The organism is Kribbella sp. NPDC020701, from assembly GCF_055562215.1.
Genome location: NZ_JBVHFT010000070.1, coordinates 1 through 1405 on the forward strand (window position 1 = coordinate 1; position 1405 = coordinate 1405).

1 protein-coding gene is annotated in these 1405 nt (G+C 70.1%); it reads right to left on the reverse strand.

Going from position 1 to position 1405, the window contains the following annotated elements:
* Positions 1-1266: Mu transposase domain-containing protein (locus tag ACZ3HV_RS44565; RefSeq protein WP_465693960.1), on the reverse strand; the 1266-nt coding region annotated here is incomplete at its 3' end.
* Positions 1267-1405: the final 139 nt, after the last annotated feature.

Sequence of the window (1405 nt, forward strand, 5' to 3'; positions counted from 1 at the left end):
GGGTTGTTGCCGGGCGCGCAGTGTCTCGGCGGCGGCGCGGGCCTCGAGGCCGGGTGGGATGCGTTCCTTGCGGCGATGCGGGGCGGCGGTGGTGTGGGCGGCGAGCACGGTGGCCTCGAGGGCGATGACGTGGCCGTGGTCGCGGACCATCACACCGGCGCCGTCGGGAGCCAGCTCGTGGCGGGCGATCACGATTCCGCCGGTGGTGGCGATGTCGACGCAGCGGGCGCCGAGCCGCTGCGACACGGTCACCTGCGCTCGGGCGAGTTCGGGTGGCACCGAGTAGAAGTTGCCTCGCCAGGCCACCAGGGCCTGCGTGGACACGACCCGGGTCTCGGTGATGGTGGCCGGGAACGCCGTGGCCGGCACCGGTCGCAGCGGCTCAGCTTTGGCCACGGTCGCGACGCTGGCCTTCCCGCCGGGTCCGGCCGGGCGCAGCCGGGTGTCACCGCGCAGCTCGCTGAATTTGTCCAGCAAGGATTGGGCTTGTTCGACGGTGTGGTCGTCGCTCAGGGTGCGCCACCAGCGTTGCGCGGCGGTGTGGTTGACCTTCTCTACCACGCCCTTGCGGTTGCCGCGCCGGGGTGGGCAGATCGCCACCGACACCCCGTAGTGCTTGGCCACCGCGGCGAACGACGCGGTCACCTTCCCCGACGCGGGGTAGCAGACCGTGGCCATCCGGTCGAACCGCCACGTCTTGGTCAGGCCGCCCAGCTTGCGCGCCGTCGCGTCGAGAGCCTCGATCAGGTGGGGCTGCTCCTCGCTTGCGGCCAGCGTGCCTCGCCACCTGCCGGAGTGGGCCAGCGCGCCGACCAGCAGATGCGCGGTCTTGCCCCACCCCCACGACTCGGGCGGGTCGGGCAGCTCGAGCCAGTCCCACTGGGTCTCCTCGCCCGCCGGGTGCTCGATCACCGCCGCCACCCGGCCCGTCGTCGCGCTGCACGGTTCGCAGTGCGGCCGCAACCCCCGGGCACGTAACTGCCGGGTGAACGTGGAATACGCCTTGTCGTAGCCCAAGGCAACAACCTCGTCGAACAGCGTCTGTGCCCACAAGTGCGGGTCCTCGGTTAACCTCGCACGGACGTAGCCGACATACGGCTCGAATGGGTCCGGCCCAGCAGGTCTGCGTTGCCCGGCAACCCGCTCGCCGGCCAGATAGGCACGGATCGTCTTACGGTCTCTGCCCAGGTGCCGGGCGATCGCAGAGATCGTCCAGCCCTGGCGACGCAATGCGTGCACGTCGATGTCTTCCTCCCGTGTCAGCATGGACAGCAAGGCCCCTTCGAGTAGCCGGCGTGTGGTCAGAGACCGCCAGTCTCGAAGGGGCCCCACCACATCCGGTGGAGCCACACGGGGTGGGGAATTTCAGTGAGCAGGTCTGGGGAGATTCAGATGAGCGTCATCA